The organism is Burkholderia sp. BCC0097 (assembly GCF_902832985.1).
In the GTDB taxonomy this organism is placed as follows: Bacteria; Pseudomonadota; Gammaproteobacteria; order Burkholderiales; family Burkholderiaceae; genus Burkholderia; species Burkholderia orbicola.
Genome location: NZ_CADFDM010000005.1, coordinates 420,365 through 445,022, shown reverse-complemented (window position 1 = coordinate 445,022; position 24,658 = coordinate 420,365). Strand labels below are relative to the sequence as shown.

21 protein-coding genes and 1 tRNA gene are annotated in these 24,658 nt (G+C 68.0%); 13 read left to right on the top strand and 9 right to left on the bottom strand.

Features of this window, described 5'->3' with window-relative positions; all coding sequences use genetic code 11:
- Nucleotides 1–106 precede the first annotated feature (106 nt).
- Nucleotides 107–1,252 carry a helix-turn-helix transcriptional regulator gene (locus HWX07_RS19655; protein WP_175877394.1) on the bottom strand — a complete coding sequence of 382 codons (1,146 nt, stop codon included), beginning with the start codon at nt 1,250–1,252 and terminating at the stop codon, nt 107–109.
- Between the two features lie 302 nt (nt 1,253–1,554).
- On the opposite strand from HWX07_RS19655, the gene HWX07_RS19650 reads away from it, so the two are divergent.
- The 4 genes from HWX07_RS19650 to HWX07_RS19635 all read left to right on the top strand — a co-directional run bounded on the left by HWX07_RS19650 (nt 1,555) and on the right by HWX07_RS19635 (nt 5,294).
- Nucleotides 1,555–2,601: a porin gene (locus HWX07_RS19650; RefSeq protein ID WP_175877393.1), complete on the top strand. Its 1,047-nt coding sequence runs from the start codon at nt 1,555–1,557 to the stop codon at nt 2,599–2,601.
- 21 nt (nt 2,602–2,622) lie between these two features.
- Nucleotides 2,623–3,831 carry an MFS transporter gene (locus HWX07_RS19645; protein WP_175877392.1) on the top strand — a complete coding sequence of 403 codons (1,209 nt, stop codon included), beginning with the start codon at nt 2,623–2,625 and terminating at the stop codon, nt 3,829–3,831.
- Between the two features lie 14 nt (nt 3,832–3,845).
- Nucleotides 3,846–4,955 (top strand): class II histone deacetylase, encoded by a 1,110-nt coding sequence (locus HWX07_RS19640; RefSeq protein WP_175877391.1) that lies wholly within the window; start codon nt 3,846–3,848, stop codon nt 4,953–4,955.
- Between the two features lie 111 nt (nt 4,956–5,066).
- Entirely contained in the window at nt 5,067–5,294 is a 228-nt protein-coding gene (locus HWX07_RS19635; RefSeq protein ID WP_006478569.1) for a hypothetical protein, read from the top strand.
- Nucleotides 5,295–5,398: 104 nt separating this feature from the next.
- Here HWX07_RS19635 and HWX07_RS19630 read toward each other — a convergent pair whose 3' ends face one another.
- Nucleotides 5,399–5,695: a hypothetical protein gene (locus HWX07_RS19630; RefSeq protein ID WP_175806192.1), complete on the bottom strand. Its 297-nt coding sequence runs from the start codon at nt 5,693–5,695 to the stop codon at nt 5,399–5,401.
- A 183-nt stretch (nt 5,696–5,878) separates the two neighbouring features.
- Nucleotides 5,879–5,965, bottom strand: a tRNA-Leu gene (locus HWX07_RS19625).
- A gap of 235 nt (nt 5,966–6,200) precedes the next feature.
- On the opposite strand from HWX07_RS19625, the gene hpnD reads away from it, so the two are divergent.
- The gene (gene hpnD / locus HWX07_RS19620; protein WP_175806191.1) at nt 6,201–7,034 is read left to right on the top strand and encodes a presqualene diphosphate synthase HpnD; all 834 of its coding nucleotides are present in this window, start codon (nt 6,201–6,203) and stop codon (nt 7,032–7,034) included.
- 10 nt (nt 7,035–7,044) lie between these two features.
- On the opposite strand, the gene HWX07_RS19615 is transcribed toward hpnD, so the two are convergent.
- The 3 genes from HWX07_RS19615 to HWX07_RS19605 all read right to left on the bottom strand — a co-directional run bounded on the left by HWX07_RS19615 (nt 7,045) and on the right by HWX07_RS19605 (nt 10,248).
- Complete coding sequence (locus HWX07_RS19615) at nt 7,045–8,265, bottom strand: DUF1501 domain-containing protein (protein ID WP_175806190.1); 1,221 nt, start codon at nt 8,263–8,265, stop codon at nt 7,045–7,047.
- Nucleotides 8,266–8,332: 67 nt separating this feature from the next.
- Nucleotides 8,333–9,835: a DUF1800 domain-containing protein gene (locus tag HWX07_RS19610; protein WP_175877390.1), complete on the bottom strand. Its 1,503-nt coding sequence runs from the start codon at nt 9,833–9,835 to the stop codon at nt 8,333–8,335.
- Between the two features lie 134 nt (nt 9,836–9,969).
- Nucleotides 9,970–10,248, bottom strand: a complete 279-nt coding sequence (locus tag HWX07_RS19605) for a hypothetical protein (protein WP_006478566.1) — start codon at nt 10,246–10,248, stop codon at nt 9,970–9,972.
- Between the two features lie 267 nt (nt 10,249–10,515).
- Here HWX07_RS19605 and ompR point away from each other — a divergent pair, with 267 nt between their 5' ends.
- The 4 genes from ompR (at nt 10,516) to HWX07_RS19585 (ending at nt 13,986) form a co-directional block, all read left to right on the top strand.
- Nucleotides 10,516–11,241, top strand: coding sequence for a two-component system response regulator OmpR (gene ompR, locus HWX07_RS19600; RefSeq protein ID WP_004199523.1), 726 nt, complete (start codon nt 10,516–10,518; stop codon nt 11,239–11,241).
- A gap of 41 nt (nt 11,242–11,282) precedes the next feature.
- Entirely contained in the window at nt 11,283–12,644 is a 1,362-nt protein-coding gene (locus tag HWX07_RS19595) for an ATP-binding protein (RefSeq protein WP_012328713.1), read from the top strand.
- A 189-nt stretch (nt 12,645–12,833) separates the two neighbouring features.
- Complete coding sequence (locus HWX07_RS19590; RefSeq protein ID WP_006478563.1) at nt 12,834–13,382, top strand: peroxiredoxin; 549 nt, start codon at nt 12,834–12,836, stop codon at nt 13,380–13,382.
- Nucleotides 13,383–13,458: 76 nt separating this feature from the next.
- Complete coding sequence (locus tag HWX07_RS19585; RefSeq protein WP_006478562.1) at nt 13,459–13,986, top strand: carboxymuconolactone decarboxylase family protein; 528 nt, start codon at nt 13,459–13,461, stop codon at nt 13,984–13,986.
- 134 nt (nt 13,987–14,120) lie between these two features.
- On the opposite strand, the gene ispF is transcribed toward HWX07_RS19585, so the two are convergent.
- Complete coding sequence (gene ispF / locus HWX07_RS19580; protein ID WP_006488015.1) at nt 14,121–14,606, bottom strand: 2-C-methyl-D-erythritol 2,4-cyclodiphosphate synthase; 486 nt, start codon at nt 14,604–14,606, stop codon at nt 14,121–14,123.
- Nucleotides 14,607–14,636: 30 nt separating this feature from the next.
- Entirely contained in the window at nt 14,637–15,347 is a 711-nt protein-coding gene (gene ispD / locus HWX07_RS19575; protein ID WP_175877389.1) for a 2-C-methyl-D-erythritol 4-phosphate cytidylyltransferase, read from the bottom strand.
- A gap of 107 nt (nt 15,348–15,454) precedes the next feature.
- Here ispD and mfd point away from each other — a divergent pair, with 107 nt between their 5' ends.
- The 4 genes from mfd to HWX07_RS19555 all read left to right on the top strand — a co-directional run bounded on the left by mfd (nt 15,455) and on the right by HWX07_RS19555 (nt 21,910).
- Entirely contained in the window at nt 15,455–18,925 is a 3,471-nt protein-coding gene (mfd, locus tag HWX07_RS19570) for a transcription-repair coupling factor (RefSeq protein WP_175877388.1), read from the top strand.
- 104 nt (nt 18,926–19,029) lie between these two features.
- Nucleotides 19,030–20,250 (top strand): acetylornithine deacetylase, encoded by a 1,221-nt coding sequence (gene argE / locus HWX07_RS19565; RefSeq protein ID WP_175877387.1) that lies wholly within the window; start codon nt 19,030–19,032, stop codon nt 20,248–20,250.
- Between the two features lie 60 nt (nt 20,251–20,310).
- A complete protein-coding gene (locus HWX07_RS19560; RefSeq protein WP_175877386.1) occupies nt 20,311–21,330 on the top strand; it encodes a threonine/serine dehydratase in 1,020 nt (339 codons plus the stop codon).
- Nucleotides 21,331–21,475: 145 nt separating this feature from the next.
- Nucleotides 21,476–21,910, top strand: coding sequence for a DUF3574 domain-containing protein (locus HWX07_RS19555; RefSeq protein WP_012328717.1), 435 nt, complete (start codon nt 21,476–21,478; stop codon nt 21,908–21,910).
- An 83-nt stretch (nt 21,911–21,993) separates the two neighbouring features.
- On the opposite strand, the gene HWX07_RS19550 is transcribed toward HWX07_RS19555, so the two are convergent.
- The gene (locus HWX07_RS19550; RefSeq protein WP_175877385.1) at nt 21,994–24,513 is read right to left on the bottom strand and encodes a penicillin-binding protein 1A; all 2,520 of its coding nucleotides are present in this window, start codon (nt 24,511–24,513) and stop codon (nt 21,994–21,996) included.
- Nucleotides 24,514–24,658: the final 145 nt, after the last annotated feature.

The window sequence follows — 24,658 nt, the reverse complement described above, 5'->3', positions numbered from 1 at the left end:
TTCCGTCTCCTGGAAGCTGACGAGCATAACGCTCAATGGTTGTGGGAACAACCAATCTGGCAACGCAATGCGCATCGCGTCATATCCGTTCGTGCGTTCGTGGGCCTCAGCGCGGCATCCCGCCGGCTTCCATCGCCTCGTCGTCGGTCGCGCCGCCCGTCGCGCCCAGCACGCCGGCGATCTGGCTCTTGTCATGCATGCCGAGCTTGCGGTACGCGCAGCGCAGATAGTGACGCACGGTTGTCGGCGAGATCGCCATTTGCTGCGCGACCTCCTTGTGCGAACGCCCGGCGCCGTAATAGCGGATCGCCGCGAGTTCGCGCGGGCTCAGCCGGTCGAGCAGCGAGCGCGGGCGCGCCTCGATCTGGAACAGCCCCGCGACCGGCACGCACTGGATGCGCAGCGCGTCGCCGACGAACGGCTGCCCCGACTGGCGCCGCAGGTGCGCGACGAGCGGCTCCGGCACGCGCGCGCCGGCCCACGAAGGCCATTCGGTGCGCAGCACGTCGTCGAAACCGCGATCGGCATGGTGCAGCACCCCGAAGTTGTCGCACAGCGCACGCGCCGCCGGTGCAACCGTGTCGGCGCGTTCGCGCGTGAGCTGCGCGGCGCGATTGATCGTCAGCGCGGCGGCCAGATGCGGGATCACGTCCTCGAAACACCGTGCGTCGTCATCGCTGAACGGCCGGTTCAGGCCCTGGCGGTAGATCGACATGAAGGTCGTCAGGCCGAAGCGGCGATCGAGCGTACACACGCACATCAGCTGCGCGAGCCCGTACTTCACGCACCAGTCGCGAAACCGTGCATCGAGCCCCGGCTCGACGACCGTCAGCCGCACCGCGCGGCCGTGCGCGCCGTGCAACGTGCGGTGCGCGAGCGGATCGCAATCGCGCACGCGCTTCCAGTCGGTGAAGAACGCATGGGGCAACCGGTACAGAAAGCTGTTGTGCATCACCGGGCCGGTCGGCACATGGGTTGCGACGCCGGTCCACGCGGCATCGAACGGAATGAGCGCCTGCAGCAGCGAAAAGAAACGGCATTCGAATTCGCCGATGGCGGACTGCGCGGCCACCGCGTACAGGTCGAGCAGCATCAGCCCGAGTTCGCGCCGCGCCGCGTCGCCGCGCGCGACGCCGTCAAAATCGGCACGGCGGGACGGCCGCGGCGGCCACGCGAATTCGTCGAGCACGATCGCGGCCGGCACGTCGCGCAGCGCGTCGAGATCCTGCCCGATATCCGTCGTGATCCTCACTTTCCGCTCCCCTGCCCGGTCGGGCTGCTGATGTGCGCAACGGCACCGGCCGATTATAGCGAGCGGCTTTTTTGGCGGGCCACGGCGCCAGAACGCTCGCCAGCCCCATCCATTTGAACGGTGCGCCGCACGTTGCTGCCGCGCAGCACGGTGCACGGCGCCATTGCGCGGCGTTCATGCCGGGCACCGCGGGTTTTCCGCACCGTTCATCTGGACGACTGTTCGACGGTTTTCCCGCTGCGGACACTGCGTCGCGACAACACCAACGACAAACCGATGCAGCACGGTATGGAGACCCCCTCGTGACGACACCCCGCTTCATCCGCACGGCCGCGGCCGCCGCGACGCTTGCCGCGTACGGCGCCGCCGCGCACGCGCAGTCCGCGCTCACGCTGTACGGCGCGCTCGACGCCGGCGTGCAATACCTGACGCACGCCGACGGGCATCGTTCGGCCGTGCAGTTGCAGAACTACGGCATCCTGCCCTCGCAGTTCGGGATCAAGGGCCACGAGGATCTCGGCGGCGGATGGCAAGCGCTGTTCAAGCTCGAACAGGGCCTCAATCTCAACGACGGCACCGCGACCGTGCCCGGCTACGCGTTCTTCCGCGGCGCATACGTGGGCATCGCGGGGCCGGTCGGCACCGTCACGCTCGGCCGCCAGTTCAGCGTGCTGTTCGACAAGACGCTGTTCTACGACCCGCTCTGGTACGGCTCGTACAGCGGTCAGGGCGTGCTCGTTCCAATGAGCACGAACTTCATCGACCACTCGGTCAAATACCAGTCGCCGACGTTCGCCGGCTTCGACGTCGAGGCGCTCGCCGCGACCTCCGGCGTCGCCGGCAATACGCGCGCCGGGCGCGTGCTCGAACTCGGCGGCCAGTACACGAGCAACGGCCTGTCGGTCGGCGCGGTGCTGCACCAGGCGCACGGCGACGTATCGGCGGCCGACGACGCGTCCGCGCGGCGTCGCGAACTCGGCACGCTCGCCGCGCGCTATGCGTTCGCCACGCTGCCGCTCACCGTCTATGCAGGCGTCGAGCGCCTCACCGGCGACCTCGACGCGGCCCGCACGATCGTCTGGGGCGGCGCGCGCTACCTGACGTCGAACGGAATCGGCCTGAACGCAGGCGTCTACCACACCGATTCGCACACGCCGACGATCGGCCATCCGACGCTGTTCATCGCGAGCACCACGTATGCCCTGTCGAAACGCACCGTCGCCTACGTGAACCTCGGCTATGCGCGCAACAGCGGCCAGAGTTCGCAGACCGTCTACGAATACGACCCCACGCCGCTCGCCGGCGCGTCGCAGTTCGGCGCGATGGTCGGCATGTACCACCTGTTCTGATTCCTTCAACGAGATCCCGCCATGAAGACCCTGTCCCCGGATGCCTCACTCTCGCCCGACGGCCGCGCGTCGACGTTCGCGCGCTCGACGCTGGTCGTGCTCGTCGTGTTCGCGGCCATCACGCCGCTGTTGCTGCTCGTGGCGCCCGCCGTCGCCGGTCAGCTCGCGACGCAGCTCGGCTTGTCCGCGTCGCAGATCGGCACCTACTTCTTCGTCGAACTCGGCGCGTTCAGCCTCGCGACCGTGCCGTCGTACCTGTGGCTCGGCCGCATCGACGCGCGCCGCGTCGCCGCGTTCGCCGTCGCGCTGTTCGGCGCGGGCAACCTGCTGACCGCGCTGTGGATGCCGGGCTTCGCCGCGCTGCTCGCGCTGCGCGCCGTCACCGCGCTCGGCGGCGGCTCGTTGATGGTGCTCTGCATGACGAGCGCGGCGACGAGCCAGAACAGCGACCGCGTATACGGCCTGTGGGTCGTCGGCCAGTTGATCGCGGGCGCGATCGGCCTGTTCGTGTTGCCGCACGTGTTCGCCGCGTTCGGACTGCGCGCGCTGTACGTCGCGCTCGCCGGGCTCGCGCTGCTCGCGGCGCCGCTGTCGCGCGGCTTTCCGTCGTCGCTCGGCACGCGGACGGCAGCCTCGCGCACCGCGCGCGGCGACGCGCCGCACACGCCGCGACGCTTCGTCGTGCTCGCCGTGGGCGCGGTGCTGACGTTCTATCTCGCGATCGGCAGCGTGTGGACCTTCGCGAGCCGCGCGGCGGCCGAGGCCGGGCTCGCCCCGCAGTCGACCGGCAACGTGCTCGCGATCGCGAGCGTGATGGGGATCGCCGGCGCGGCGTTCGCGTCGTGCGCGGGCGGCCGGCTCGCGCGCCGCGCGATGCTGGCGGCCGGCTACGCGCTGCTCGCAGCGTCGCTCGTCGCGCTCGCCGCGCTGCGGGACACCGTCGGCTACGGCGCGGCGATCTTCGCGTTCAAGTTCGCGTGGACCTTCGTGCTCCCGTTCATCCTCGCGACGGTCGCGCAGATCGACACGTCGGGCCGCCTCGTCGCGACGCTCAATTTCGTGATCGGCGCGGGGCTCGCCGCCGGCCCGCTGCTGGCCGGCCTGATGCTCGACGCCGGCGGCACGATGCGCACGCTGTTCATCGCCGCGACGGCCGTCGCGATCGTGTCGTTCGCCGCGCTGCGCCACATCGATCGCCACGCGCGCTCTTCCGCTTCCTCCCAACCGTGACAGGTCACGCATCCATGAATCGCACTGCCTTCTTCACCGACGAACGCACTTTCTGGCATACCGGCGGCACGCACGCGCTGTTCTTCCCGGTCGGAGGCTGGGTCCAGCCGCCGTCGAGCGCGGGCTACGCGGAATCGCCCGATTCGAAGCGCCGCTTCCTGTCGCTCGTGCAGGCGTCGGGCCTGGCCGCGCAGCTCGACGTGCGCGGCGCCGAGCCCGCGACGACCGCTGACCTGCTGCGCATTCATCCGGCGCACTATCTCGACGCGTTCCGCGCGCTGAGCGACGCGAACGGCGGCGACCTCGGCGATCTCGCGCCATTCGGCAAGGGCAGCTACGAGATCGCCGCGCTGTCGGCCGGTCTCGCGATCGCGGCGGTCGACGCGGTCGTCGGCGAGCGTGCGACGAATGCGTTCTCGCTGTCGCGGCCGCCCGGCCATCATTGCCTGCGCGACCGCCCGATGGGCTTCTGCCTGCTCGCGAACATTCCGATCGCGATCGAGGCCGCGCGCGCGAAGCACGGCATCGAGCGCATAGCGGTGATCGACTGGGACGTGCATCACGGCAACGGCACGCAGTCGATCTACTACGACGATCCCGATACGCTGACGATCTCGCTGCACCAGGATCGCTGCTTCCCGCCCGGCTACAGCGGCGCGGACGATCGCGGCGAAGGCGCGGGCCTCGGCGCGAACCTGAACGTGCCGCTGCTCGCGGGCAGCGGCGATGACGCGTACCGGTATGCGTTCGAGCGGATCGTGCTGCCGGCGCTCGCGCGTTTTCGCCCCGAGCTGATCGTCGTCGCGAGCGGCCTCGATGCGAGCGCGGTCGATCCGCTCGCGCGCATGCAGCTGCATACCGACAGCTACCGGTTCATGACCCGCGCGGTGAAGGAAGCCGCGCAGCGCCATTGCGGCGGGCGGCTCGTGATCGTTCACGAAGGCGGCTATTCGGAGGCGTACGTGCCGTTCTGCGGGCTCGCGATCGTCGAGGAACTGGCCGGCCTGCGCACCGCGGTCGCCGATCCGATGCTCGACCTCGCGATCGCGCAGCAGCCGGGCGCGCAGTTCGTCGCGTTCCAGCGTGAACTGCTCGATGAACTGGCCGCATCGTTCGGGTTGTAACAGGCGGGGACGGACGTGACGGGGCCGGCCCGCGCCGGCCCTTGCGCGATCCGTGCGGATGGGGTTTCCTGTGTCTTTACTCCTGTTCCGGCACGAGGCCGCACTCTTCCGATGAAATCGTCCCCGCGCGACAACGACAACACCAAAACGCGCCGCCAGCCGTCGAAGCTGGCCCTGAACATCGCCGCCGTGACGGTCGGGCTCATCACGTTCGCGATCGGTGCGGCGTGGGTGATCTATAGCTGGGTCGTCGATCGCGAAGCGCAGTATTTCGCGATTCCGCTGGTGTTCTCCGTGCCGGTGATCGTAGCCGTCGCGATCCGCAGCTTCTGGGAATAGGCACAGCGGAAATGGCGAAGCGCCGCGGTCAGACGACGCGCGACGCTTCGTATCGTGCTCGCTTCAACTAAAGCGGCGCGCTCCGCGATCCGCTTGCAAGCGAGTCACAGGCCGGGCCGCGGGCACGGATTGGGGGCTGCGCCCTGATATCCGCCAGCGACGGCACCGAGCGCGGCGCCGGCCAGAGACGTGCCGAGCGCTTTCAGCACGCCCTCGGTCGACAGCGGCTGGCCGCTGCCCGACATCACGCGCCCCGAGTACGCGGAGCACGCCGACGACGATGCCGCCGCCTTCACGGGCTGGGCGCTCCAGGCGATGTTGTCGGCAGGCGTGTTGGCAATGGCCGGCGCGGCCAGCAGCAGCGCCAGAATGGAAATCGGGATACGGAAGGTGTGTTTCATCGGTGGCCCCTCGGTGTCGTCGTGCTGCTCGTATGAATAGCGAGCACGATATTACACGCGGCCAATTGCTCGGACGAGGTCCGAATGCCTGGCGAGGAAACGGGCATCAACAAAAAAGCGCTGCGGTCACCCGACCGGCAGCGCTTTTTCGCGAACGGCCCCTGACAGGGTACGTTCAACTTCTGGTGCGTGAGGCCGGACTCGAACCGGCACACCCTTGCGGGCGTCAGGACCTAAACCTGGTGCGTCTACCAATTTCGCCACTCACGCGCATTTCCGTCGCCTGATCGCGCGGGACACAAGATGCGTGCTCCACGCGCCCGGGACTTCACGCCGGCCCGAAAACCGGCACGCCCGATCAGGCGAGCGCGAGATTCTACCCGATCCGTGCAGCCTTGTCTCGCCCCGCCGGCGCCCGTCGTGCCGCGGTGCTAGAATGCCGCGCTCGACGTTTCGGCAGCGCGCCGCCGCGCGTCCCCCGAACCCGCCCCACCCGATCTCGCCCGTGAACTTCGACGACTACTGTCAGCAAAAGGCCGCCCCCGCCGGCTCCAGCGTCTACTACGCGCTGCGCCAGGCGCCGCTCGCCACGCAGCCGCGCCTGACCGCGCTGTTCGCGCTGCGCCGCGAACTCGAGGAAACCGTCAAGGAAACCAGCGATCCGACCGTCGGACACACGAAGCTCGCGTGGTGGCACAAGGAACTCGCCGCACTGGCCGACGGGCAGCCGTCACACCCGGTCACGAAGGCGCTCGCGCAGCATCATCCGGCGATCGCCGCCGAAGCCGACGCACTGCGCACGCTCGTCAACGGTTACGGGATGGACCTCGAACAGGCGCGCTACCTCGACTTCGCGAACCTGCAGCGCTATATCGCGCAGGTCGGCGGCACGTTCGCGTCGCTGGTCGCGCGCGCCAGTTCGGCGAACCCGGCCGACCCGCAGCCGTGGGCCGCGGACGTCGGCCGCGCGCTGATGCTCGCGCAATTCGTGCAGGAGCTCGGCAACGACGCGCGCCACGGCCGCATCTATTTGCCGATCGACGAACTGCAGCGCTACAACGTGACCGCGGCCGATCTGCTGAATCGCCGCTACAGCCCGGCCTTCACCGAATTGCTGCAATTCCAGACGGCCCGCGCGCGCGACGCGCTCGCGGCCGCCGATGCGGCGATTCCCGCCGCCGAACGCCGCGCGCAGCGCACGCTGCGCGCGCAAATCGCGCTGGCCGGCGCGCTGCTCGACGAAATCGCGCGCGACGGCTACCAGGTGCTGCACCAGCGCATCGCGCTCACGCCGATCCGCAAGCTGTGGATCGCGTGGCGCGCCGCGCGTCGCCGCTGAGCGGCCCGCATCACGCCTTCAGCAGCGGCAGCGTGTCGAAACGCTGCTGCAGCACGCGCGTCGCATCGAGCCCCCACCACGGCCCAAGCACGGTCGCATAAAGCTGGCGAAAATCGACCGCGACCGGCAAATTGCCGTTGCCGTCGAGCCGCCCGAGCGCCGGCGGCGCACCGTACAGCCCGCCCGCCACGCGGCCGCCCATCACGAAATGCGGCGCGGCCGTGCCGTGATCGGTGCCGTTGCTCTGGTTCTCGCGCACGCGCCGCCCGAATTCCGCATACGTCATCACGAGCGTCTCGTTCCAGCGCCCGAGTTCGATCAACGCCGCGCGCATCGCGCTCATCCCGTCCGCGAACTGCTTGAGCAGCGCGGCCTGCTGCCCCGGCTGGTTCTGGTGCGTGTCGAAGCCGTTGAGCGTCAGGCGCAGCACCGCGACCCCATCCTGCGCGCCGGGCCCTGACGCTTCGCACGCGGCCAGCACCTGCATCGCGGTCTTGACCGACGTGCCGAACGCGCCGGCCGGAAAGGCCGTCCTGAATTCCCGCATCCCGCCGCGCGGGCGCAGCCGGTCGGCCGCCTTCACGATGTCGTTCTCGACGTCGATGATGTGCGCGAGCGCCGGGTTCTGCTCGCGCAGCGACGACGGCTCGGCGAGCCGGGCCGCGCGGATGAACTGCGCGGGATTGACGAGTGCGATCGCGCGCGCGCCGTTCGACAGCGGTCCCATCTCGGCGCTGCCGAGCACGACGCCGTCCGCGGCGAAACCGGGCGGCACGGGCGCCTGCGCGAACGTGCGCGTGAGCCAGCCTTCGTGCAGGTACTGATCCGAGCGCGACGCGGTGTCCCAGATCTCGATCGAACGGAAATGCGACAGGTTCGGCTGCGGATAGCCGACCCCCTGCACGATCGCGACCTGTCCGTCGCGCCACAGCGGCATCAGCGGCGCGAGCGACGGGTGCAGCCCCGTCTGCGCGTCGAGCTGCAGCACCTGCTCGCGCTTGATGCCGATGCCGCGCCGGAACTGGTAGTACAGCGGGTCGGCATACGGCACCACCGTGTTGAGGCCGTCGTTGCCGCCCTTCAGCTCGACGAGGATCAGCACGTTCGCATACCCGGCCGCGGCCTTGCGCCCGGCCTGCGTCGCGGCCGCCGCGATCGCGGGCGCTTGCCACATCGACACGCCGGCCGCCGCCGCGGCGCCGGTAAGCGTCAGAAAATCACGTCGGTTCATCGCACATCCTTTGGTTCGCCGCCCGGCGCCTTGGCCGCGGCGACTGTCCGCTTCGTCGTCGTTCGCATCATTTCAGTTGATAGGCCGGATCCATCAGCAGCGCCTCGAGATACGCGCTGCCGGTCGAATCCGTGTCGATCGCCGCGACCGGCGAGAGTTGCAGCACCGCGTGCTGCAACTGCAGCTCGGTCGACAATCCCGCGATCGCCTGCGGTCGCGCCCGATACTGGGCCAGCCAGCGCTCGAGGTCGAAACGCAGTCCGCCGCGCGCCGGCTTCGCGGGCGTGCCGCGCAGGCCGGCACCGGACGCCGCGTCGGCCACCGGCATCGCATGCGCACGCGCATTCGGCGGCGGCGCGATCGCGCGGGCCGGCGGTCGCATGCCGGCCGTCTCGGTCGCGCGGAACAACTGCTCGACGAACTGCTTGCGCGACAGCAGCGTGGTGCTGTTGATCCATAGCGCGCCGCCCGGCCAGCCCTTCACGTTCGGCGGATAGAACAGGTTCTGCCCGAGCGTGCGCACGGTGTTCGCGAGCATCTGCGGATCGCCGTACGCCACGTCGAACAGCCGCACCGACCCGACGACGAATTCCGCCGGCGACTTGACCAGCACGCCGCGGTTGCGCGGATCCCAGAACGCGTCGGTCGACCACAGCGCGGCGAGCGCCGCGCGAATGTCGTAGCCGCTCGCGCGAAACCGTTCGGCCACCGCGTCGAGCGTGCCGGGCTCCGGCGTATCGGACACGAACTCGCGCCACAGCTTGCCGGCGATGAAGCGCGCGGTGCCCGGCCGCTTCAGCAGGATGTCGAGAAAGCCGTCGCCGTCGAACGGCCCGGTTTCGCCGAGGATGGTCTTGTCGCCGGCATCGTGCCATTCGGGCCGCACCGCGAAGCGCAGCGTGTCGGGATCGACGGTCCAGCCCGTCATCGCGCGTGCGCCTTCGGTCACATCGTATTGCGTGTAATGCCCTTCGCCGAGCGTGAACAGCTCCATCACCTCGCGCGCGAAATTCTCGTTCGGCCGCCCCTTGCGATTGCTCGCGCCGTCGAGATACTGGAGCATCGCCGGGTCCTTCGCGACCGCATGCAGCAGCGTGCCGAAGTTGCCGAGCGCCTCGCGGCGAAACAGCGCGTTCTGCGCGGCCATCGTCTGCGGGTACGGCACCTTGTCCTGCCCCGACGTGAAATGCCCATGCCAGAACAGCGTCATGCGTTCGGTGAGCGGCGACGGCGTCGCGACCATCTCGTTGACCCAGGCCGCCCGCAGCGCATCGTAGCGGCGATTGCGCTCGCGCTGCTCGTCGCGCCGCATGTCGGGCGTCAGCGCCTGGCGCTGCGCGCGCGTGGGCGGCGGCTCGGCGAGCCAGTCGGGCCACGCCGTGACGGGTTCGTGTCGCGCGCTGCCGAGCGTGTCGGCCACGACCTGCGCGCGCGTCATGCCGACGATGCGCGCGACCTCGGCGGGAGCAGGAGAGAAACCGGTGCGACTCAGGAAAAACAGCGCGTCGTCGGCATCGAGCGGCGACTGCATGGCAGGCGACGGCGCCGGTGCGGCAGCGTTCGCTTTCATCGTCATGAACTCCCGGAACGCACCGGCGGTGCGGATGCCCGTACAACGGCATTCGGCAGCCGAAAGTTGACGGAAAAAGTGCTACGAATTCTTTCCGCGCGGAGATTTCCGCGCAAGGCGAACGACGGCACGCATCAGCGCTTGTACAACTCGCGAACGGCGTCTTCGATGTGCTGGCGTAACAGGTGCCGCTCTTCGGGCGTCATGTGCCCGTCGCGGCGGCGCTGTTCGAGATCGGGAGGCACGGCGGAACGGACCGTCATATCGGCGGCGCGATCGGGCTGCGGCGCTTTGCCGCGCGGCAGCTTGCGCGACGATGCGCCCTGCTCGGGGCGCTGCGCATACGCGAAGTTCGACGCATACGGACCGGCAAGCGCGATCGTCAGCATCAGTGCAATCCGGGCAGATCGCATGACCGTCCTCGCTTCTTTGGTCGATTTGTTCCCTTCGTCACGCGGCAACCGGTTACCTCTGGTACTTGAAAAACCCTGCGGAATTCGGGTGTACAAAGATGAAAGATGGAGTGCAGGGGAGTATCTACCGAATTTCGGCTTCGAGTAAAGGAATCTCTATAGCCTGCCTTTACTCGGCGCGACACTACGGGTAAATTTTGTAACCGACTGTAACGCACGAAAATCCCCGGCCGTGCGTCAATTCCCATTCGCGATAAGATGCCGATCATGGAAACGAAAAACCCCTCCAAGATTCTCGTCGTCGACGACGACCCTCGCCTGCGCGATCTGCTGCGCCGCTATCTCGGCGAACAGGGTTTCAACGTCTACGTCGCGGAAAACGCGACCGCGATGAACAAGCTCTGGGTCCGCGAGCGTTTCGACCTGCTCGTGCTCGACCTGATGCTGCCCGGCGAAGACGGCCTGTCGATCTGCCGCCGGCTGCGCGGCAGCAACGACCGCACGCCGATCATCATGCTCACCGCGAAGGGCGAGGACGTCGATCGCATCGTCGGCCTCGAGATGGGCGCCGACGATTACCTGCCGAAGCCGTTCAACCCGCGCGAACTCGTCGCGCGCATTCACGCGGTGCTGCGCCGCCAGGCGCCGGCCGAACTGCCGGGCGCCCCGTCGGAAACCACCGAGGTGTTCGAGTTCGGCGAATTCTCGCTGAATCTCGCCACGCGCACGCTGACGAAGTCCGGCCAGGAAATTCCGCTGACCACCGGCGAATTCTCGGTGCTGAAAGTGTTCGCGCGTCATCCGCGCCAGCCGCTGTCGCGTGAAAAGCTGATGGAGCTCGCCCGCGGCCGCGAATACGAAGTGTTCGACCGCAGCCTCGACGTGCAGATCTCGCGCCTGCGCAAGCTGATCGAACCGGATCCGGGCAGCCCGCGCTTCATCCAGACCGTCTGGGGCCTCGGCTACGTGTTCATCCCGGACGGCGCCGCCTGAGCTTTTTCCTTCCCGGCTTCGCCCCGTCCACGGCCCGTCCCATGCGTATCGACCGGCGCCTTTTGCAGCTCGCGTTCGGCGGGCTGTTCTGGCGCACCTTCCTGCTGATCGCGCTGCTGATCTCGGTCAGTCTCGCCGCGTGGTTCCAGAGCTTTCGCGTGATCGAGCGCGAGCCGCGTGCGCAGCGCGTCGCGCTCCAGCTCGTCGCGGTCGTGAAGCTCACGCGCACCGCCCTGCTCTATTCCGATCCCGACTTGCGGCGCGCGCTGCTGCAGGATCTCGAGAGCAACGAGGGCGTGCGCGTGTACCCGCGCGAGAAAACCGACAAGTTCAAGCTGCAGCCCGACGAATCGCTGAACCGCCTGATCGAACACGACATCCGCAGCCGTCTCGGCGACGATACCGTGATCGCGCAGTCGGTCAACGACATTCCCGGCGTGTGGATCAGCTTCAAGATCGACGACGACGATTACTGGGTCGCGCTCGACCGCGACCAGCTCGACAACGTCACGGGCCTGCAGTGGGCCGGCTGGGGGCTGTTCGCGCTTGCGCTGTCGCTGTTCGGCTCCGCGTTCATCACGAGCCTCGTGAACCGGCCGTTCTCGCGGCTCGCGCTCGCCGCGCGCCAGGTCGGTTCGGGCCAGGCGCCCGAGCCGCTGCCCGAGCGTGGGATGGGCGTCGCGGCCGACACCAACCGCAGCTTCAACCAGATGGTGCGCGACCTCGAACAACTCGAGGCCGATCGCGCGCTGATGCTCGCGGGCATCTCGCACGACCTGCGCACGCCGCTCGCGCGGCTGCGGCTCGAAACCGAGATGAGCCCGTCCGACCAGGCGACCAAGGACGCGATGGTCGACGACATCGAACAGATGGACCGCATCATCGCGGCCTTCATCGACTACGCGCGCCCGTCGCAGCGCAAGCCCGAGCCGGTCGACCTGTCGTCGATCGCGCACGAAGTCGCCGCGCGCGTGTCGGGCGAGGACGGCGTCGAGATCCGCACGCGGCTTGCACCGAGCGCGATCATCGAAGCCGACGAAACCGACATGCGCCGTGTGATCGGCAATCTCGTCGAGAATGCGCGCAAATACGGCCAGAGCAAGCAGGACGGCATCTCGCGCATCACGCTCGAGACGCGCGTGTCGCATGCGCGCGTCGAGCTGTCGGTGAGCGACGAAGGCCCCGGCATCCCCGAGGATCAACTGCCGCTCGTGATGCGGCCGTTCTACCGCGTCGACACCGCGCGCACCAAGGCGGACGGCACGGGCCTCGGGATGGCGATCGTGCTGCGGCTCGTCGGCCGCTATCGCGGCGCGCTGCGGCTGCGCAACCGCCACCCGGAAGCCGGCCTCGAAGTCACGCTCGAATTCCCCGGCGCCGGCAAGGCGCGTGCGACCGCGTGACGCGTTCGCGCACGCATCTTGCGCGTCACACTATCGGCGCGGTTGACAAAAGCTATGAGGATCGTTAGTCAAAATCTATTGAAGCGACTTATTAATAGTGTTATAGTTTCCCCCATGCTGTCACATCGTCGTTGCAGCACCGAGGTAGCTTGACTCAGTCTTCTTCCCAACTCACACAGGAGTATCCGCATGAAAACCGTGGGCGATAAACTCGAAGCTTTCACCGTCGTAGCCGCGAAGCCGGGCTTCAATAATCACGAGGAAAACGGCCAGTCGGCGTTCGAGACCGTCACCGAAGCGTCGTTCCCGGGCAAGTGGAAGATCATCTACTTCTATCCGAAGGATTTCACGTTCGTGTGCCCGACGGAAATCGTCGAATTCGCGAAGCTCACGAAGCAGTTCGAAGAGCGCGACGCCGTCCTGCTCGGCGGCAGCTCGGACAACGAATTCGTGAAGCTCGCATGGCGCCGTGAACACAAGGACCTCGACAAGCTGAACCACTACTCGTTCGGCGACGTCAAGGGCGAACTGATCGACCAGCTCGGCGTGCGTGACAAGGAAGCCGGCGTGGCCCTGCGTGCAACGTTCATCGTCGACCCGGACAACACGATCCAGCACGTTTCGGTGAACAACCTGAACGTCGGCCGTAGCCCGGAAGAAGTCCTGCGCATTCTGGACGGCCTGCAAACGGACGAACTCTGCCCGTGCAACCGCGCAGTCGGCGGCGCAACGCTGTAAGCGTAGCAATGCACGAAGCCCGCGGCGCACGTCCTGCCTGCGGGCTTTTTTAACGGCCAACCCATAGGAGATATCAATGGAATTCATCGACTCGATTAAGGCACGTATCCCCGACTACGCGAAGGACATTCGCCTGAACCTCGACGGCACGATCTCGCGCTCGTCGCTCGAAGGCACCGACGCGGTCGGCGTGGCGCTGGCGGCGGCCATCGCGGCGAAGAGCACGGTGCTCGTGAAGACGATCCGCGAAGCCGGCGTGCTGTCGCCCGAAGAGACGAACGCCGTGCTGACGGCGGCCGCGCTGATGGGGATGAACAACACCTGGTATCCGTATGTCGAGATGGCCGACGACGCCGACCTGAAGACGCAGCGCGCCGAATTGCGGATGGGCGCGTATGCGACGCACGGCGGCGTCGACAAGCGCAAGTTCGAGATGTACGCGCTCGCGGCGTCGATCGTCGGCAAGTGCCACTTCTGCGTGAAGTCGCACTATGCGCTGCTGAAGAACGAGCAAGGGATGACCGTCACGCAACTGCGCGACGTCGGCCGCATCGCATCGGTGATCAACGCCGCCGCGCAGGTGATCGCCGCCGAAGGCGAATAAGCGGATGCGCGGGGCGCGGCCGTAAGCCGCGCCTGCTGCAAACGAAAATGCCACGCGTTCGCGTGGCATTTTTCATTTTTGGCGGCGCAGCACCCGGCGCACGGCGCGAACCGCACGCCGCAACGGCCGGCCGCTCAGCCGCCCTGCTTCACCAGCAGCGCGGCGGCCTGCGCCTCGATCCCCTCGCCGCGGCCGAGATAGCCGAGCTTCTCGTTGGTCTTCGCCTTCACGTTCACGCGCTCGAGCGGCAGCCCGAGATCCGCCGCGATGTTCGCGCGCATCCCGTCGATATGCGGCGCGAGCTTCGGCGCCTGCGCGATCACGGTGCTGTCGACGTTCTGGATCGTGAAGCCGGCCGCCTTCACGCGCTCGGCGCACGCGCGCAGCAGCACGCGGCTGTCCGCGCCCTTGAACGCCGCGTCGGTATCGGAGAAATGGCGGCCGATGTCGCCGAGCGCCGCCGCGCCGAACAGCGCGTCGGTGATCGCATGCAGCAGCACGTCCGCGTCCGAGTGGCCGAGCAGGCCGCGCTCGTACGGAATCGTCACGCCGCCGATGATGAGGGGGCGCCCTTCGACGAGCTGATGCACGTCATAGCCTTGTCCGATTCTGAAATCCATGCGTAATCCGGTTTGAGATGGGGGTGAAAGTCAGGAAGCGTTCGCGGGGCGCGCGAGGATCGCCTCCGCGAGCGCGAAATCTTCCGGGTACGTGACCTTGAAGTTGCGCAGGCTGCCCTGCACGACGCGCGGCGTGTGGCCGGCCCATTCGATCGCGCTCGCTTCGTCGGTCAGGTCGTGCCCTTCGCGCTGGGCCTGCAGGATCGCTTCGCGCAGCATGCCGATACGGAACATCTGCGGGGTCTGCGCCTGCCACAGTGCGTCGCGCGACTCGGTGCGCGCGATCGCGTCGCCGCCGGCCGGCACCCGCTTGAGCGTATCTGCCACCGGCAGTGCGACGATCCCGCCGACCGGGTCGTCCTTCAGGGTCGCGACGAGCGTACGGATCAGCTCGGGCGTGATGCCGGGGCGCGCGGCGTCGTGCACGAGCACCCAGTCATGGTCGGTCGCGCCGAATTCGGCCAGCCCCAGCAGCCCGTTGAGCACCGACGCCTGCCGCGAGCCGCCGCCGCAGCGGCGCACCGCGAAGCGCAGGCCCGCGAAGCGGCGTGCATCGAAATGGGAGTCGTCGGGCGCGAGCACGACGAGCGTCTGCGCGAACTCGCTGCACGCGTCGAACGCGGCGAGCGTGTAGTGCAGCAGCGCGCGGCCGGCCAGCGTGCGGTATTGCTTCGGCACGGCCGAACCGGAACGGCTGCCCGTGCCGGCGCAGGGAATCAGGGCGAAAAGTCGGGGAGTCACGAAAGGAAACGCCGGAAAGGTGAAATCGAGAAGCGGATTTTATAATAGGTCTTTCGTCTCGACCGGCGCACCGCGCTGCGCCCGTGCACGCCACCCCTGTCGTCCCTATGCCAGATAACGCTTCCATCCCGTCCGCTTCACCCGTTGCCCGCGTCAAGCCCGGCCAGCGTTTCGCCTTCGACGGCGCGCACGGCTCCGCCGACGCGCTCGCCATCGCCCGTTATCTCGCCGACAACCGCCAGGACGTGCCGCTCCTCGCGGTGATCTGCGCGAACGCGGTCGACGCGCAGCGGCTGTCGCAGGAAATCCGCTACTTCTCGCCCGAGGCGCGCGTGCGCCTGCTGCCCGACTGGGAAACGCTGCCGTACGACACGTTCTCGCCGCACCAGGACCTCGTGTCCGAGCGGCTGGCCACGCTGCACGACCTCGGCGAGGGCCGCTGCGACATCCTGCTCGTGCCCGCCACCACCGCGCTGTACCGAATGCCGCCCGCATCGTTCATGGCCGCGTACACGTTCGCGTTCGCGCAGGGCGAGCGGCTCGACGAGGCGAAGCTGAAGGCGCAGCTCACGCTGGCCGGCTACGAGCACGTGAGCCAGGTCGTGCGGCCCGGCGAATACTGCGTGCGCGGCTCGCTGATCGACCTGTACCCGATGGGCTCGCCGCTGCCGTACCGGATCGACCTGTTCGACGACCAGGTCGACTCGATCCGCGCGTTCGATCCCGACACGCAGCGCAGCCTCTACCCGGTGCGTGACGTGCGCCTGCTGCCCGGCCGCGAGTTCCCGTTCGACGAAGCCGCGCGCACGGCCTTCCGCAGCCGCTGGCGCGAAACCTTCGAAGGCGACCCGAGCCGCGCGCCGATCTACAAGGACATCGGCAACGGCGTGCCGTCGGCCGGCATCGAGTATTACCTGCCGCTGTTCTTCGACGAGACGGCCACGCTGTTCCACTACCTGCCGCAGGACGCGCACCTCGTGTTCACCGGCGACCTCGAAGCGTCGATCCGCCGCTTCACGGCCGATACGAAGCAGCGTCACGCGTTCCTCGCGCACGATCGCGAGCGGCCGATCCTCGAGCCGCAGCGCCTCTTCCTGTCCGACGAGGATTTCTTCGCGTTCGCGAAGCCGTTCGCGCGCGTCGTGCTGCCCGCGCAGCCGGCCGGCGGCTGGGCGACCGGCCTGCCCGAGCTCACCGTCGACCGCCATGCGGACGATCCGCTCGCGTCGCTGCGCACGTTCGTCGAATCGTCGGGCAAGCGCGTGCTGCTGACGGTCGAATCGGCCGGCCGCCGGGAAACGATCCTGCAACTGCTCGCCGAACATCACCTGCGGCCGTCGTCGAACGACGATTTCGCGAGCTGGCTGGCGAGCGATGCGCGCTTCGCGCTCGGCGTCGCGCCGCTCTCGAACGGCTTCGCGGTGCCGGGCGAAGGCTACGCGATCGTCACCGAAACCGAGCTGTACGGCGCGCTCGGCCGCCGCGCGGGCCGCCGCCGGCAGGAACAGGCGAGCAACGTCGACGCGATGGTGCGCGACCTGTCGGAGCTGAAGGTCGGCGACCCGGTCGTCCACGCGCAGCACGGCATCGGCCGCTACATGGGCCTCGTGTCGATGGATCTGGGCGAAGGCGAGACCGAATTCCTGCATCTCGAATACTCGGGCGACAGCAAGCTCTACGTGCCCGTTGCGCAACTGCACGTGATCTCGCGCTACAGCGGCGCCGATCCCGACAGCGCGCCGCTGCACGCGCTCGGCTCCGGCCAGTGGGAGCGCGCGAAGCGCAAGGCCGCGCAGCAGATCCGCGACACGGCCGCCGAGCTGCTGAACCTGTACGCGCGCCGCGCGGCCCGCGAAGGCCATGCGTTCTCGCTCGACCCGCGCGACTACGTGAAATTCGCGGAAAGCTTCGGCTTCGAGGAAACGCCCGACCAGGCCGCGGCGATCGCGGCCGTGATCGGCGACATGACGAGCGGCAAGCCGATGGACCGCCTCGTGTGCGGCGACGTCGGCTTCGGCAAGACCGAGGTTGCGCTGCGCGCGGCGTTCATCGCGGTGCTGGGCGGCAAGCAGGTCGCGCTGCTGTCGCCGACCACGCTGCTCGCCGAGCAGCACACGCAGACCTTCGCGGACCGCTTCGCGGACTGGCCGGTGCGCATCGTCGAGCTGTCGCGCTTCAAGACCGCGAAGGAAGTGAACGCGGCGATCGCGCAGATCAACGAAGGCAGCGTCGACATCGTGATCGGCACGCACAAGCTGCTGTCGTCGGACGTGCAGTTCAAGCGCCTCGGCCTCGTGATCATCGACGAGGAACACCGCTTCGGCGTGCGCCAGAAGGAAGCGCTGAAGGCGCTGCGCGCGGAAGTCGACGTGCTGACGCTCACCGCGACGCCGATCCCGCGTACGCTCGGGATGGCGCTCGAAGGGCTGCGCGATTTCTCGGTGATCGCGACCGCGCCGCAGAAGCGGCTCGCGATCAAAACCTTCGTGCGCCGCGAGGAAGAAAGCGTGATCCGCGAGGCGATGCTGCGCGAGCTGAAGCGCGGCGGCCAGGTGTACTTCCTGCACAACGAAGTCGAGACGATCGAGAACCGCAAGGCGATGCTCGAGGCGCTCGTGCCCGAGGCGCGCATCGTGATCGCGCACGGCCAGATGCACGAGCGCGAACTCGAACGCGTGATGCGCGATTTCGTCGCGCAGCGCGCGAACGTGCTGCTGTGCACGACCATCATCGAGACCGGCATCGACGTGCCGAGCGCGAACACGATCATCATGCACCGCGCGGACAAGTTCGGCCTCGCGCAGCTTCACCAGTTGCGCGGCCGGGTCGGCCGCTCGCACCACCAGGCCTATGCGTACCTGCTGGTCCACGATCCGCAGTCGCTGACCAAGCAGGCGCAGCGCCGGCTGGAGGCGATCCAGCAGATGGAGGAACTGGGCTCGGGCTTCTATCTCGCGATGCACGACCTCGAGATCCGCGGCACCGGCGAGGTGCTCGGCGACAAGCAGTCTGGCGAAATCCACGAGATCGGCTTCCAGCTCTATACGGACATGCTGAACGACGCGGTGAAGGCGCTGAAGAACGGCAAGGAGCCCGACCTCACCGCCCCGCTCGCCGCGACGACCGAAATCAACCTGCATGCGCCCGCGATCCTGCCGGCCGACTACTGCGCGGACGTGCAGGAGCGGCTGTCGCTGTACAAGCGGCTCGCGAACTGCGAGCACGGCGACGCGATCGACGGCATCCAGGAAGAGCTGATCGACCGTTTCGGCAAGCTGCCGCCGCAGGCGCACGCGCTCATCGAGACGCACCGGCTGCGGATCGCCGCGAAGCCGCTCGGCATCGTGAAGATCGATGCGAGCGAGGTCGCGATCGGGCTGCAGTTCGAGCCGAATCCGCCGATCGATCCGATGCGGATCATCGAGATGGTGCAGAAGCATCGTCACATCAAGCTCGCGGGCCAGGACAAGCTGCGCATCGAGACGCGCTCGCCCGATCTCGCGATCCGCGTGTCGACGATCAAGGAAACGCTGCGCGCGCTCGGCCCGAAACAGGGGGCGGCCGTCGCGGCCCGCTGACGCAATCCTGACGGGCGCGACGTTGCTGCACCGCATCGCGCCCGACGAAGGCGGGCAGGCGCGTTTTTGAGTATGATTTCCCATTCATCAGACGGAGTTTTGCCATGTCCACTCTCGACGCGACGGCGCCGTCCGCCGCAACCGAAGGCGATGCATCGCTCGTCAGCCTGCCTTGGGTCAAGCAACTCGTGTCGATGGACACGACGAGCCGCGTGCCGAACCTCGGCCTGATCGAAACGGTGCGCGACGCGCTCGCCGCGAAGGGCATCGCGTCGACGATCACGCACGATCCGCGCGAAGGCTGGGCGAACCTGTTCGCCACCGTGCCCGCGCACGACGGTTCGACGAACGGCGGCATCGTACTGTCGGGCCACACCGACGTCGTGCCGGTCGACGGCCAGCATTGGGACAGCAACCCGTTCGCGCCGGAAATCCGCGACGGCCGCCTGTACGGCCGCGGCACCTGCGACATGAAGGGCTTCATCGGCGCGGCGCTCGCGCTGCTGCCCGAGATGCAGGCGACGAAGCTCGCGAAGCCGATCCATTTCGCGCTGTCCTACGACGAGGAAATCGGCTGCGCGGGCGCGCCGCTGATGATCGCCGATCTCGTGAAGCGCGGCGTGCAGCCGTCCGGCTGCATCGTCGGCGAGCCGACCAGCATGCGGCCGATCATCGCGCACAAGGGCATCAACGCGTACCGCTGCTGCGTGCGCGGCCATGCCGCGCATTCGTCGCTGACGCCGAAGGGGCTCAACGCGATCGAGTATGCGGCACGCCTGATCTGCCACATCCGCGACATTGCCGACCGTTTCCGTGCCGAAGGCCCGTTCGACGAACTGTACGACGTGCCGTTCACCACCGCGCAGACGAGCACGATCCAGGGCGGCAACGCGATCAACACGGTGCCGGCCGAGTGCCGCTTCGACTTCGAATTCCGCAACCTGCCGACGCTCGATCCCGAGCAGATCTTCACGCGCATCGAAGCGTATGCGCAGGAAACGCTGCTGCCGCAGATGCTGCGCGAACATCCGAACGCCGCGATCGAGTTCTCGAAGATCGCCGCGGCGCCCGGCCTCGACGCGACCGAGCAAGCCGCGATCACGCAGCTCGTGCGCGCGCTGACGGCCGACCAGGACAAGCGCAAGGTCGCGTACGGCACCGAGGCCGGGCTGTTCGCCCGCGCGGGCATTCCGAGCGTCGTGTGCGGGCCCGGCAACATCGAGCAGGCGCACAAGCCGAACGAATATGTCGAGCTCGCGCAGCTCGCCGGCTGCGAGCAGTTCCTGCGCAAGTTCATTCGCAGCATGTCGGTCGACGCACACTGACTGCCTCCCGCCACGCCGGCCCGCGTGTGCGGGCCGGCCCACTCCGCCACCCGCCACGTCATGTCGACTGAACAACAGGGCACTGCCCATACGACGATCGACGGCGAGCCGATTCCGACGCTCGACGAAATCGCCGCGCAGCATTTCGCGTTGTCACCCTGGGTCGCGCGCACGCCCGTGTTCGAGCGCGCCGATCTGCCCTCCCTCGAAGGCACGCACGTCAACTTCAAGTTCGAGCTGTTGCAGGCGAGCGGCAGCTTCAAGGCGCGCGGTGCGTTCACGCACCTGCTCGCGCTCGACGAAGACCGCAAGAACGCGGGCGTCACCTGCGTATCGGCCGGCAATCATGCGGCAGCCGTCGCGTATGCGGCGATGCGGCTCGGCAGCAGCGCGAAGGTCGTGATGTTCCATACCGCGAGCCCGACGCGCATCGCGCAGTGCAAGCAGTACCGCGCGGAAGTCGTGCTGGCGGGCAGCGCGTCGCAGGCGTTCGATCTCGTGCGGCGCATCGAGGCCGAGGAAGGCCGCTTCTTCATCCATCCGTTCAACGGCTATCACACGATCCTCGGCACCGCGACGCTCGGCTATGAATGGGCGACGCAGACGCCGGACCTCGACGCGGTGATCGTGCCGATCGGCGGCGGCGGGCTCGCGGCCGGCATGGCGACCGCGCTGCGGCTCGCGAATCCGCGCGTGCACGTGTACGGCGTCGAGCCGGAAGGCGCCGATGCGATGAGCCGCAGCTTCGCAGCCAATCACACGATCAAGATGAGCGCGATGCAGACGATCGCCGATTCGCTGATGGCGCCGCATACCGAGGAATACAGCTACCAGCTGTGCCGGCGCCACCTCGACCGCATCGTCACTGTCTCCGACGACGCGCTGCGCGCCGCGATGCTGTTCCTGTTCTCGCACCTGAAACTGTCGGTCGAGCCGGCCTGCGCAGCCGCGCTCGCAGCACTCCTCGGCCCGCTGCGCGAAACGCTGCAGGGCAAGCGCGTCGGCGTGCTGCTGTCGGGCACGAATGCCGACCCCGCCACGCTCGGCATGCATCTCGCGCACGCGCAACTGCAGCACTGATCGCGCAGTGCGCGTGTGCACACGATCCTAGGGTTATCCCCAGATTATGTTGACAGCCCTGTTGATAACCCGCCGGACCCGCACGCAAGTGGTTGAGCGCGCAGCGTTTTGCACGCGCGAAGGTCGATCGTCACGAAATGGGCAGATGCGGCGGCTGGCCGCATGCGCGGCGGCGCTCGCGCTGCTCGCCGGTTGCGCGGCAACGCCGTCGCCCATCTCGGGCGCGCAACCGGCATCCTGCACGCAACCGGGCGAAAGCCGCATGCTGCAGGCCGACCTGCTGTTCGGGCGCGACATCGCCGGGCGCGGGCCCGTCACCGATGCCGAACGCGCGGCATTCCTCGCCGACACGGTCACGCCGCGCTTTCCCGACGGTCTCACCTACTGGGACACGCACGGCCAGTGGCGCGACCGCTCGACCGGTGGCGTCACGCGCGAAGACAGCTTCGTGATCCGTATCATCGCCGACGATACGCCGGACACGCGCACACGGCTCGCCGCGATCCGCCAAGCGTACGTCCAGCGATTCCACCAGCAATCGGTCGGGATGACCGTCGTGCCGGCCTGCGCGTCGTTCTGATTCACCGTCTTCCGCTGCCCGCCGCGCACAAAAAAACGGGCGCCCGAAGGCGCCCGTCGCATGGCTGAAGCACAGCGTATCGCTTACTTGTTCTCGAACATGTCCATGATCTGCTGCTTCTCCTGCGGCGTGACGGGCGGCGGCGCCAGCCCGGCCGCGCCCGCCGAGCCGAGTGCGTCGTTCGCGCTGATCGCGTTCTCCGCCGGGTTGATGTCGACGTTCGCGACGAAGCCGTTGCCCGGCGTGCGATCGGCGTAGTACAGCTCGCCGTCGATCGTCGTCAGGCCGTCCGGCATCGGCATCTGCTGCTCGGGCACGCCGTTCAGCGCGGTGCGCATGTAGTTCACCCAGATCGGCAGCGCGAGCTGCGCGCCGAATTCGCGGCTGCCCAGGCTCTTCGGTTGGTCGAAGCCCATCCATGCAACCGCGACGAGCGACTGCTGATAGCCGGCGAACCAGCCGTCCTTCGCATCGTTCGTCGTACCCGTCTTGCCCTGCAGGTCGTTGCGGCCCAGCGCGTTGGTGCCCGCGCCCGTGCCGGCGGTCGCGACCGAATGCAGCAGACTGTTCATCACGTACGCGTTGCGGCCTTCGATCGTGCGCGGCGCCGTGCCGCCCGCGACCACCGGCTGCGATTTCTGCAGCGGCTGGCCGCGCGCGTCGTCGACTTCGGCGATCAGGTACGGATCGACCTTGTAGCCGCCGTTCGCGAACACCGCGTAGCCGGTCGCGAGCTGCAGCGGCGTCACGAGGCCCGCGCCGAGCGCCATCGGCAGGTACGGCGGCGTCTTCGCCGGATCGAAACCGAAGCGCTGCGTCACGTACTGCTGCGCGTACTGCGTGCCGATCGACGCGAGGATCCGGATCGACACCAGGTTCTTCGAACGCTGCAGACCGGTGCGCATCGTCATCGGGCCGTCCGGCTGGTCGTCGTCCTTTGGCTCCCACGCGGTGCCGCCCGGCACGCTCGGCGGGAAGTACAGCGGCGCGTCGTTGATCATCGTCGCCGGCCCGAGCCCCTTGTCGAGCGACGCCGAGTAGATGAACGGCTTGAACGACGAGCCCGGCTGCCGCCACGCCTGCGTCACGTGGTTGAACTTGCTCTTGTTGAAGTCGAAGCCGCCGACGAGCGAGCGGATCGCACCGTCCTGCGGCGCGATCGCGACGAGCGCGCCTTCGACCTGCGGCAGTTGCACCACCTGCCAGCCCGTCTTGCCGTCCTTCAGCACGCGCACGACCGAGCCCGGCTTGATGCGCAGCGTGTTGTTCGCACGGGCGCTCAGCGCGGCCGACACGAAGCGCAGCCCGGCCGGGCCGATCGTCGTGGTCGCGCCGCCGACGAACTGCACCTCGACCGCGTTCGGCGATGCCGACAGCACGACCGCCGATTGCAGGTCGCCGTTGTCCGGGTGATCGGCGAGCGCATCGTCGATCGCCTCGTCGCGTTCGTCGCCGGCCGCGGGCAGGTTGATCGACGCTTCGGGGCCGCGATAGCCGTGACGGCGCTCGTAGTCGAGAATGCCGCGACGCACGGCCTGATACGCGGCTTCCTGGTCGGCCGAGTTGATCGTCGTCGTGACGGTCAGCCCGCGCGTGTAGGTTTCGTCCTTGTACTGCTGGTACATCATCTGCCGCACCATCTCGGCGACGTACTCGCCGTGAACCGCGTACTGGTTGCCCGGCGTGCGCACGTGGATCTCTTCCTTGATCGCCTGGTCGTACTGCGGCTGCGTGATGTAGCCGATGTCGAGCATGCGCTTCAGGATGTATTCCTGACGCACCTTCGCACGCTTCGGATTGACGACCGGGTTGTACGCGGACGGCGCCTTCGGCAGCCCCGCGAGCATCGCTGCTTCCGCGAGCGTGATGTCCTTCAGGTCCTTGCCGAAATACACGCGCGCCGCGGCCGCGAAGCCGTACGAACGCTGGCCGAGATAGATCTGGTTCATGTACAGCTCGAGGATCTGGTCCTTCGTCAGGGCCTTCTCGATCTTGTACGCGAGCAGCATTTCGTAGATCTTGCGCGTGTAGGTCTTCTCGCTCGACAGGAAGAAGTTGCGCGCCACCTGCATCGTGATCGTGCTCGCGCCCTGGCGCGCGCCGCCGTGCATCAGGTCGGCCACGCCCGCGCGCAGGATGCCGAGGAAATCGACGCCGCCGTGCTCGTAGAAGCGGTAGTCCTCGATCGCGAGCACGGCCTTCTTCATCACGTCGGGAATGTCCTGGAAGCGCACGAGGCTGCGGCGCTCCTCGCCGAACTCGCCGATCAGCACGTGATCGGCGGTGAACACACGCAGCGGCACCTTCGGCTGATAGTTGGTCAGCGCATCGAGCGACGGCAGTTGCGGCGCCATCACGACCAGCGCGTAGCCGACGATCAGCGCGCCGACGACCGCGAGCGTCGCGAACAGGCCGACGAACCACAGCGCGACGCGCGAGCCGAACGTGCGGCGGCGCCCTCCGCCACCGCCACTCTGCTGCGCGCGGCGGCCGTCGTCGCGATCGTCGTCATCGGGGTAATAGGCTCCGGACGGCGAACGGCGCAGCGTGTAGTGGGGTTCGTTCCTGTCGGAAGAAGAAGGCGGTCGTTTGATAATTGGCATGTCGGAATGGCGGGCGTACGTGGCGCCCTCGGACGCATGCGGAAATGCAAGCGGATGAATCAGAGTGGGTGCATCGAGATGCGGCTGTCACGTCGACAGACCCCGTCGCGCGGCGATCCGTTCCCGCGACGTGACAGCGCATTTT

Bases quoted from the DNA above. Each gene is read 5' to 3' on its own strand.
- HWX07_RS19645 (WP_175877392.1), top strand. From the start codon at position 2,623: ATGAAGACCCTGTCCCCGGATGCCTCACTCTCGCCCGACGGCCGCGCG.
- HWX07_RS19640 (WP_175877391.1), top strand. From the start codon at position 3,846: ATGAATCGCACTGCCTTCTTCACCGACGAACGCACTTTCTGGCATACC.
- HWX07_RS19635 (WP_006478569.1), top strand. From the start codon at position 5,067: ATGAAATCGTCCCCGCGCGACAACGACAACACCAAAACGCGCCGCCAG.
- HWX07_RS19630 (WP_175806192.1), bottom strand. From the start codon at position 5,695: ATGAAACACACCTTCCGTATCCCGATTTCCATTCTGGCGCTGCTGCTG.
- HWX07_RS19615 (WP_175806190.1), bottom strand. From the start codon at position 8,265: ATGAACCGACGTGATTTTCTGACGCTTACCGGCGCCGCGGCGGCGGCC.
- HWX07_RS19610 (WP_175877390.1), bottom strand. From the start codon at position 9,835: ATGAAAGCGAACGCTGCCGCACCGGCGCCGTCGCCTGCCATGCAGTCG.
- HWX07_RS19605 (WP_006478566.1), bottom strand. From the start codon at position 10,248: ATGCGATCTGCCCGGATTGCACTGATGCTGACGATCGCGCTTGCCGGT.
- ompR (WP_004199523.1), top strand. From the start codon at position 10,516: ATGGAAACGAAAAACCCCTCCAAGATTCTCGTCGTCGACGACGACCCT.
- HWX07_RS19595 (WP_012328713.1), top strand. From the start codon at position 11,283: ATGCGTATCGACCGGCGCCTTTTGCAGCTCGCGTTCGGCGGGCTGTTC.
- HWX07_RS19590 (WP_006478563.1), top strand. From the start codon at position 12,834: ATGAAAACCGTGGGCGATAAACTCGAAGCTTTCACCGTCGTAGCCGCG.
- HWX07_RS19585 (WP_006478562.1), top strand. From the start codon at position 13,459: ATGGAATTCATCGACTCGATTAAGGCACGTATCCCCGACTACGCGAAG.
- ispF (WP_006488015.1), bottom strand. From the start codon at position 14,606: ATGGATTTCAGAATCGGACAAGGCTATGACGTGCATCAGCTCGTCGAA.
- mfd (WP_175877388.1), top strand. From the start codon at position 15,455: ATGCCAGATAACGCTTCCATCCCGTCCGCTTCACCCGTTGCCCGCGTC.
- argE (WP_175877387.1), top strand. From the start codon at position 19,030: ATGTCCACTCTCGACGCGACGGCGCCGTCCGCCGCAACCGAAGGCGAT.
- HWX07_RS19560 (WP_175877386.1), top strand. From the start codon at position 20,311: ATGTCGACTGAACAACAGGGCACTGCCCATACGACGATCGACGGCGAG.
- HWX07_RS19555 (WP_012328717.1), top strand. From the start codon at position 21,476: ATGCGGCGGCTGGCCGCATGCGCGGCGGCGCTCGCGCTGCTCGCCGGT.
- HWX07_RS19550 (WP_175877385.1), bottom strand. From the start codon at position 24,513: ATGCCAATTATCAAACGACCGCCTTCTTCTTCCGACAGGAACGAACCC.